The following is an 8,527-nucleotide window of genomic DNA, read 5'->3' on the forward strand; positions in this document are numbered from 1 at the left end:
GTAACTTAAGGTATCTATTGGAACTTTTTCTTAGAATAAGAATTTTTATGATGATGAATAATGAATATGAAAAGAAAGATTAGGTGAAGAAAATGGGACTATTTAGCTCATTATTTGGTAAAAAAGAAGAAAATACGAATGTAGAGGGGAATAAAAAAATGTCAAAAGTATTATTTGTAAAAGCAAACGATCGTCCAGCGGAGCAAGCAGTTAGTTCAAAAATGTATGAAACATTTGTAAGTACTTATAAAGAAGCAAATCCAAATACAGAAATTACGGAATTAGATTTATTTGCATTAGATCTTCCTTATTACGGAAATATCGCGATTTCAGGTGGATATAAACGTAGCCAAGGCATGGAGTTAACTGCTGAAGAAGAGAAGGCAGTTGCTACAGTAGATCAATATTTAAATCAGTTTTTAGAAGCTGATAAGGTTGTATTTGCATTCCCATTATGGAACTTTACAGTACCAGCGCCATTAATCACATATATTTCATACTTATCTCAAGCTGGAAAAACGTTTAAATATACAGCAAATGGCCCAGAAGGTTTAGTTGGTGGTAAAAAAGTAGTTGTGTTAGGTGCTCGTGGTTCAGATTACTCTTCAGAGCAAATGGCTCCTATGGAAATGGCAGTTAATTACGTAACAACGGTACTTGGATTCTGGGGAATTACAAATCCAGAGACAGTTGTAATTGAAGGACACAATCAATATCCAGATCGTTCACAACAAATTGTTGAAGAAGGTCTAGAAAACGTTAAAAAAGTAGCAGCAAAATTTTAATTCATGATAGTAAATGGAAAAACCAACATGGATGACCATGTTGGTTTTTTAGTCTATTTTTCATGTTAAAAAATGTATATTTATAAAATAAAAGAAAAGTTCGAAAATAGTATTGCAAAATATTATATAGCAAACTATAATGAGTTCAAGAATATTTGATAATTAAATTAAATATTCAGAAAATTCAATTAGTTAAAATTGGAAAATGAGATAAGGAAACTTGAATGGGGGTTATATTATGGCGAATAAAGTACCGTTTTCGTTCATAGTAGTTATTGGATTAATGTTATTTGCACTATTTTTTGGAGCGGGAAATTTAATTTTCCCAGCGATGCTTGGTCAATCAGCAGGAGAGAATGTATGGATTGCTAACGCTGGATTTTTAGTAACTGGTGTTGGATTACCATTACTAGGTGTGCTAGCATTTGGTTTTTCAGGTAAAGATGATTTGCAGTCGTTAGCTAGTCGTGCTCACCCAGTGTTTGGGATTGTGTTTACAACAGTTTTATACTTAGCGATTGGTCCGTTATTTGCAATACCGAGAACAGGAAATGTTTCTTATGAAATTGGTCTTAAACCGTTTATGCCAGAAGGAGTAGGTTCTACACCTTTAATTCTTTTCACAATTATATTCTTTAGTATCACTTGTTTTTTTTCGCTAAATCCCGCGAAAATTGTCGATATTGTTGGAAAAATCTTAACACCAATTAAGTTGACTTTCATCGGTATTTTAGTAATCGTTGCTTTTATACATCCGATTGGAGATATGCAAGCACCAGTGGAAGCTTATACATCACATGCATTCTTTAAAGGATTCCAAGAAGGATACTTAACGATGGATACGCTTGCATCATTCGTATTCGGGATTATCATTATCAATGCTATTAAAGAAAAAGGTGCGAAAACGAAAACACAAATTATGGTCGTTTGTGCAAAAGCGACAATTATTGCAGCATCTATTTTAGCAATTATCTATACAGCACTTTCTTATATGGGTGCTTCAAGTGTTGCAAAGCTTGGACATTTAGAGAACGGCGGAGAAGTATTAGCGAAAGTTTCTAACTACTATTTCGGATCATATGGCGGAGTATTATTAGGATTAATGATTACAGTAGCTTGTTTAACAACTAGTGTGGGACTTGTATCAGCATGTTCTTCATTCTTCCATAAGTTATTCCCAAATGTTCCTTACAAAGCAATTGCAATCACGCTATGTGTATTTAGTGCAATTGTTGCAAATGTAGGATTAACACAGTTAATCGCAGTTTCTGTTCCAGTATTAACAGCAATTTATCCACTAGCAATCGTATTGATTTTCTTAACATTCTTCCATTCATTATTCAAAGGAAGAGCTGAAGTTTATCAAGTGAGCTTAATCGTAACATTTATCATCAGCTTATTCGATGGATTAAATGCAGCTGGAGTTAACATTGAAGTAGTAAGCCAAGTGTTCACTAAATTCCTTCCGATGCAGGAAGTAGGATTAGGCTGGATCTTCCCAGCGATTATCGGTGGATTTATCGGATATGGACTTAGCATTTTAAAAGTGAAAAACCAAGTTCAACCAGCAACTAGAGCGGATAAGAAAATAGGTTAAATAAAAAAAGTTATAGAACTTGTTTCTATAGCTTTTTTTGTTACTATTAATAATGAGAAAAAATAAAGTAGTAGGGGAAATAAAATGAAAAAAACAATTGATCATATCGGAATCGCAGTTCGTGATATAGATAGTACGATACGTTTTTATGAAAATGTGTTACTAGGAACTTTAATAGATCGTTACGTAAGTGAAGCTCCTGGTGTGGAAAGCGAAGTAGCCATTCTTGAAGTGGATGGAGATAGAATTGAATTACTCGCACCGACGAATAATACGACATCTCCAATTGCCCGTTTTATTAAACAAAAAGGTAAAGGTGTTCATCACGTTGCGTATCGTGTCGATGATTTAGATGTGGCTCTAGAAGAGTTAAAAGAACAAGGTATTCGGACATTAGAGCATACACTACGCATTAATAAGCACGGTAGAAGGTTAATTTATCTTAACCCAGCGGATACTGAAGGAACGATTATCGAGTATTGTGATTATCCGGAAGAGAAATAGAAGAGGGATATTTTTTTAAAGGTGTTACGTAATAACGTAATACCTTTTTATTTATGTATTTCACATTTTCTTCACAAATGATTCACGATAACTTTTCTTCTTTGATAACTTACATAAATATATTTTATGATATAATAACAATCGACTTTAAAAATGTAAGTTGTATCTATCATGATAGTTACTATTATATTAGAAGTTTAGAGGTGGAAGAGAAATAAAGAGTTATACTTTCTAGAAGTTTATATTTAATCAGGTTAATATTTCGCCGGAGAATCAAACTTCGGAAGTTAAAGTAATGAAAATAGAGCGATGAGGAAGAAAGAAGTGAAATGAGTATGAAAGTAATGAGAAGATTAGGGACATGGTTATTACTTGCATGTGTGCTTATCATATTGATACCGAAAAGTGCATCTGCTCATGCGTACGTTGTGAAATCAAACCCTACTGAAAATGAAACATTGAAGAAAGCACCATCTGTTGTAAAAATCGAATTCGATGAGGACATACAAGTTTCAAGTTTTAATACATTGTACGTGAGAGATACATCAGGTAAAAGAGTCGATTTAAAAGATGCTCATATTGATAAAAAAAATAAAAAGCTATTAGAAGCTGGATTAAAAGAAAACCTCAAAAATGGTCTTTACTCCATTCAGTGGAAAGTGATTTCAGCTGATGGACATCCAATTCAAGGAGTTATCCCGTTTCGGATTGGATTAGCGGAAGCGGAAACAGACGATATACAAGTGGAAGAGATGGGGTATGTCCCGCAAATCGATATGATTATGGAACGTGGGATTCTATATACGAGTTTCTCGCTATTTTTAGGAGTTCTCTTCTTTAATCTTATTATGTATAAAGGGAATGCAACCTCGGTTCGATCAAGGAGTAAGAACATAATATGGATCTCCTTATTTGGGATATTTATTAGCTTGTTATTCAACCTACCATTGCAAGCGAAAATAAATGCCGATGTTTCGTGGCTAGAAGCATTCAACCCTTTACTATTAAAAGAAACATTACAGCTTTCTGTTTTTGGTTATATATGGATCACTCAAATGGTTCTCATTAGTACGCTTATAATTGTTACGTATTTTGCGGTGAAGCATGAGAAGTTTTCGTCGTTTAAAGTATGGAGTATTCCAATAGTGCTGTTTATTGGAATACTTGTTATGAAAGCATTTAATAGTCACGCATATGGTTTAAAGTTTAAAGATATTGCTGTTGTTATGGATTTTTTACATTTATTCGCAGCTTCATTATGGATTGGTGGTTTATCGTCTATTATTCTTCTGTTACGTAAAGAGGATAACAAATGGAATATGTATTGGGATATGATTAAGCGTTTTTCACCGTGGGCAACATGCGCTGTCATTGTGATTTTAATAACAGGTCTTTTTAACAGTACATTTTTTATTCCAACAATCCACTCGTTATTTGATACGAAGTATGGATTAGCTTTACTAGCAAAGATACTTTTATTCGTTTTCATGGGGATATTGGGAATTATTCATTATGTGAAAGGGAAAATGAGAGCGGAGCAAGGATTAGGTGCTACGGTGAAAGTAGAGTTTATCATTGGAATTATCATTTTCGTCATCGTAGCTTTTATGACAAACGTACAAACACCACCGATGCCTCCTACTGGACCTTTTACAGAGAGTAAACAATTAGATAATGGATATGAAATGACGCTAAATGTAAGTCCTAATAGAGTAGGACAAAATATATTCCATATTACTTTAAAGGATGAGAACGGACAACCCGTTACTGATATGGAACAAATTATATTAACGACTCAATCGTTAGATATGAATATGGGAAAAGGATCATTTAAAGTTTCGGCAGTTTCACCGGGAGAATATGAAGCAGAAGGTATGTATATTAACATGACAGGAAACTGGAATATACAAGTACATGGATTAACGAAATCGCTTGATAGCTTCGATACGGATTATAAATTTATTGTAGGTGGCAGATAAAGTAAAACTTTAAGCAGCCCTCATCAATTGGGCTACCCGGCGAATAGCGGGATAAAGAGTAGGTATAGATAAAAAGGAGCTAATTGAAAATGGAACGTATAAAAAAATTAGGAACAACAATGATCGCAACAGCAATTACAATGGGAATGTTTTCGTTACCTGTTAGTGCGCACGTTACTGTGAAGCCAGCAACTTCTGACATCGGTTCTTGGGAGACTTACACGATAAAAGTACCAGTTGAAAAGAATATAGCAACAACAAAAGTTACACTGAAAATACCGTCTGGTGTGGAATTCCAACAGTATGAACCAGTGCCAGGGTGGAAAATGGAAGAGCAGAAAGATAATGCCGGAAAAGTGAAAACTGTAGTATGGGAAGCAATAGGAGAAGGGATTTTACCCGGTCAGTTCCAGCGATTTACTTTCGTCGCTAAAAATCCGGATAAAGAACAAAAAATAGCTTGGGATGCATATCAACAATATAAAGACGGAGAAATTGTTGAATGGACAGGCGATGAGAAAGCTGAAAAACCGCATTCACTTACTACAATTGCAAAAGGTACGTCATTAACAGGAGAACATGGTGAAGTATCTAATGTAGAAAAGAATGAAGGTACTAGTAATATGCAGTTGATAGCAATTGTTTTATCTATTTTGGCAATTGTATCTTCGGTAGGTGCGTGTGTTTTTGTAGTGCGTCGTAAAAAATAAGATATAAAAAAGAGCCTACAAATAGTAGGCTCTTTCTCATATTTATTTCACTTCAACCTGCTGCCTTACAGCAAGTGTTTTCGGCTTTATATTTACAAAACAAATGCTCACAACAATAAATAATAGGCCAATAAATAAGCTCATTGTAATGGCTTCATGTAAGAAGATTGAACTTACAATAATAGCGATAAGGGGAATAAGGAATGTATAAGCCCCTACTTTACTCGCTTCACCAGCTCCAACGAGTGTGAAGTATGCAAGCCACCCCATTGCAATAACAAAGAATGAAATAAAGAGTAGTACACTAACAAATGGCATACTCCAAGCAATACTAGACCAACTTTCAAATTCTGAGCCAAATCCGATTAAACAAAGACCACCGATAAGAAGCTGAATTGTTACCATCCAAATGGCATTCACACGGTGACCAGTCTTCTTAATGAATACTGTGCCAAGTGCCCAGCCAATAGCGCATCCTAACGCGAGAAGGATTCCAATAACAGAAATATGTCCTGTTAAACTGCTTGAGCTAATAACACCTACACCAATAAATCCGAGAACAAGCCCGAAAATTTTCAAGCCGTACATTGATTCTTCAAGCCATATCCACGAGAAAATACCGAGTAAAACTGGTTGTAGAAATACAATGGCGGAAAATAACCCAGCAGGCATATATTGAAGACCAACAGTTTGTAACCCGTAAAATATAATGATGTTAAGTAAAGAAGAAATAACGTATAAATGCCACGTTTCTTTTAAATGTAATTCTTTATATTTGGGTAGAGCGAAAAGGAGTAAAATGAATCCTCCAATTAAAGTTCGAACGCCTGCAAATAAAACGGGTGGTGTATAATGCAGGGCAAACTTAGATAAAGGCCAATTGATTCCCCACATGAAAACGAGAAAGGTAAGGATTATGGCCGTCTTAGTTCGAGAAAGCTGTGTCACGGTAAGACCTCCTTGTTGTTATTCATTTCACTATGATATGATATCGAATGTAATAAATAAAATGAATCTTTTTTATAAGGAGTATAAGTGATTAGTTATGACTATTACACAACTGCAAGTATTAATAAAAACTATTGAGTTAGGTAGTTTTACGAAGGCTGCCAGGGTGTTAAATATGACGCAGCCAGCTGTAAGTCATGCCATTTCAAGTATTGAGTCAGAGTTAGGAGTTACGATTCTTATACGTGATAAACGACAAGGATTACTCGTTACGGATGTAGGAAACAGAATTCTTGTACATATTAGAGAGATTTTGAACGGTGTAGAGAAGATTGAACAAGAAGTTGCGATGGAGAAAGGACACGAAGTGGGGACGATTCGAATTGGGAGTTTTCCGAGTGCTTCTGCACATTTCTTACCGAAAATGATAAACCATTTTAAGGAGAAGTATCCGAGCTTAGAGGTCGTTCTTTGTGAAGGAACAATTAAAGAAGTTGAAGATTGGTTAATATCGAGGGTTGTTGATATAGGAATTGTTATTTTGCCTAATAAAGAGATGGAGATTGTCCCGTTAACGAAGGGAAAAATGGTTGCTATCTTAAGAGAGGATCATCCTCTTTGTAAGAAGGACTCTATTACAATTCGTGATTTGGAGAATGAACCGATCATATTATGTAAGGGCGGATACGAACCACCCATCATTGATATGTTTAAACAAGCCAACGTACCACTTCGGGCTGAGTATGTAATTTCTACCGTTACTACAGCTTTAAATATGATTCAAGAAGGATTAGGCATTGCAATATTAGCTGAATTATCTTTAACGAATTTACCACAGAATGTGCAAACGAGAGAATTGGAACCGCAAGTATGGAGAGAAATTGCTTTAGCTGTTCCTTCATTAAAGGATTCTTCAATCGCTGTACAGCTATTTATTGAAGAATTTCAAGCGCTATTTGCAGAATAAAAAGGGGTGTCTCATATATCATAATGGGGCACTTTTTAATTTGCTTGAGGGTGTTGCAAAACTCATAAATATCCAAAAATGAATGCATAAAGAAACCCGTTTTCCTGGAAGAATGATAGTATCCTAAAACTATCTCCAGAAAGGACGGATTTACTAGTATGATAACCAATTTTGATCAAAATCAATCCATTTTACAAATTTTATTTGCCTACGTAGACAGTTTAACCATTGGAGGCGTTCCGCCTATGACAGGCCGCCCACCCATCTGTAGAAAAGCTTTACTCAAATGTTTTTTTATAAAAACGGTATTCCAGATCAATTCATTACGTAAGTTAACTCGTTTTTTACATCAATATCCTTCATTTCGTGTATCTTGTGGCCTTTCGCTTGTTCCTCATATATCTACTTTTTCACGTGTAGGCACTTGGTTTCGCAACGAAGAAATTCCGTTGCTTCATAAACAAATTCTTCAAGAAAAGAATTTAGGGTTAATTCCGTGCGTTTTAATTGATAGTACAGCCTTACGGAGTAGTTTATATGATTCTCAAGCGAAATGGGGAAAATCTACTCGCTATGGTTGGTATAAGGGATATAAAACTCATGTCTGTTCTACACCAGAAGGTGTTATATTGTCGTATGCATTTACAACCGCAAATGTACATGATAGTAAAATAGCTCCTGCATTGCTTCGGGATATACAAAACCAAAATGTGTTATTTTCCGTTGCAGATGCCGCTTATGATAGTCAGCACATTCATGAAATTGCCGGAGCATGTGATATCTTTGCGATCAATCCAATTAACCCGCGTAATAGCGGACCAATCAAAAGTACACATCGTCGTGTAGTGTCTCATTTTCTACAAACTACCTTTGGCAAACAGTTGATGAAAGAGCGTGGAAAAATTGAACAACAGTTTAGTCATCTCAAAGATAAAGGGCTGGAACAGCCACGTTGGTATGGTCAAAATCGCTATCTATTGCATGTTCAGCTAGTTTTTCTGATTCATAACATTGCATATTTATTTTAGTTTTGCAAC

Annotated in this window: 8 protein-coding genes; 7 read left to right on the forward strand and 1 reads right to left on the reverse strand. The window is 35.2% G+C overall.

Going from position 1 to position 8,527, the window contains the following annotated elements:
• Nucleotides 1-92 precede the first annotated feature (92 nt).
• From V6946_RS09620 to V6946_RS09640, 5 genes are all read left to right on the forward strand, one after another.
• A complete protein-coding gene (locus V6946_RS09620; protein WP_000522528.1) occupies nucleotides 93-785 on the forward strand; it encodes an FMN-dependent NADH-azoreductase in 693 nt (230 codons plus the stop codon).
• A 238-nt stretch (nucleotides 786-1,023) separates the two neighbouring features.
• Nucleotides 1,024-2,382 carry a branched-chain amino acid transport system II carrier protein gene (gene brnQ / locus V6946_RS09625; protein WP_006922053.1) on the forward strand — a complete coding sequence of 453 codons (1,359 nt, stop codon included), beginning with the start codon at nucleotides 1,024-1,026 and terminating at the stop codon, nucleotides 2,380-2,382.
• 84 nt (nucleotides 2,383-2,466) lie between these two features.
• Nucleotides 2,467-2,886, forward strand: a complete 420-nt coding sequence (locus V6946_RS09630) for a VOC family protein (RefSeq protein WP_000750850.1) — start codon at nucleotides 2,467-2,469, stop codon at nucleotides 2,884-2,886.
• A 329-nt stretch (nucleotides 2,887-3,215) separates the two neighbouring features.
• Entirely contained in the window at nucleotides 3,216-4,865 is a 1,650-nt protein-coding gene (locus tag V6946_RS09635; protein WP_157418806.1) for a copper resistance CopC/CopD family protein, read from the forward strand.
• 89 nt (nucleotides 4,866-4,954) lie between these two features.
• Nucleotides 4,955-5,575, forward strand: a complete 621-nt coding sequence (locus V6946_RS09640; RefSeq protein WP_000439685.1) for a YcnI family protein — start codon at nucleotides 4,955-4,957, stop codon at nucleotides 5,573-5,575.
• 42 nt (nucleotides 5,576-5,617) lie between these two features.
• On the opposite strand, the gene V6946_RS09645 is transcribed toward V6946_RS09640, so the two are convergent.
• Nucleotides 5,618-6,523: a DMT family transporter gene (locus V6946_RS09645; RefSeq protein WP_000192812.1), complete on the reverse strand. Its 906-nt coding sequence runs from the start codon at nucleotides 6,521-6,523 to the stop codon at nucleotides 5,618-5,620.
• Nucleotides 6,524-6,620: 97 nt separating this feature from the next.
• Here V6946_RS09645 and V6946_RS09650 point away from each other — a divergent pair, with 97 nt between their 5' ends.
• Complete coding sequence (locus V6946_RS09650) at nucleotides 6,621-7,490, forward strand: LysR family transcriptional regulator (protein WP_000156743.1); 870 nt, start codon at nucleotides 6,621-6,623, stop codon at nucleotides 7,488-7,490.
• 158 nt (nucleotides 7,491-7,648) lie between these two features.
• Entirely contained in the window at nucleotides 7,649-8,518 is an 870-nt protein-coding gene (locus V6946_RS09655) for an ISNCY family transposase (RefSeq protein ID WP_023520903.1), read from the forward strand.
• The last annotated feature ends 9 nt before the right edge of the window (nucleotides 8,519-8,527 follow it).

The organism is Bacillus sp. PPSBB_2, from assembly GCF_045291115.1.
Taxonomy (GTDB): domain Bacteria; phylum Bacillota; class Bacilli; order Bacillales; family Bacillaceae_G; genus Bacillus_A; species Bacillus_A cereus.

What these genes read in the sequence shown, in the direction of transcription:
- V6946_RS09630 (WP_000750850.1), top strand. Translation starts at nt 2,467, where the DNA reads ATGAAAAAAACAATTGATCATATCGGAATCGCAGTTCGTGATATAGAT.
- V6946_RS09640 (WP_000439685.1), top strand. Translation starts at nt 4,955, where the DNA reads ATGGAACGTATAAAAAAATTAGGAACAACAATGATCGCAACAGCAATT.
- V6946_RS09650 (WP_000156743.1), top strand. Translation starts at nt 6,621, where the DNA reads ATGACTATTACACAACTGCAAGTATTAATAAAAACTATTGAGTTAGGT.
- V6946_RS09635 (WP_157418806.1), top strand. Translation starts at nt 3,216, where the DNA reads ATGAGTATGAAAGTAATGAGAAGATTAGGGACATGGTTATTACTTGCA.
- V6946_RS09620 (WP_000522528.1), top strand. Translation starts at nt 93, where the DNA reads ATGGGACTATTTAGCTCATTATTTGGTAAAAAAGAAGAAAATACGAAT.
- V6946_RS09655 (WP_023520903.1), top strand. Translation starts at nt 7,649, where the DNA reads ATGATAACCAATTTTGATCAAAATCAATCCATTTTACAAATTTTATTT.
- brnQ (WP_006922053.1), top strand. Translation starts at nt 1,024, where the DNA reads ATGGCGAATAAAGTACCGTTTTCGTTCATAGTAGTTATTGGATTAATG.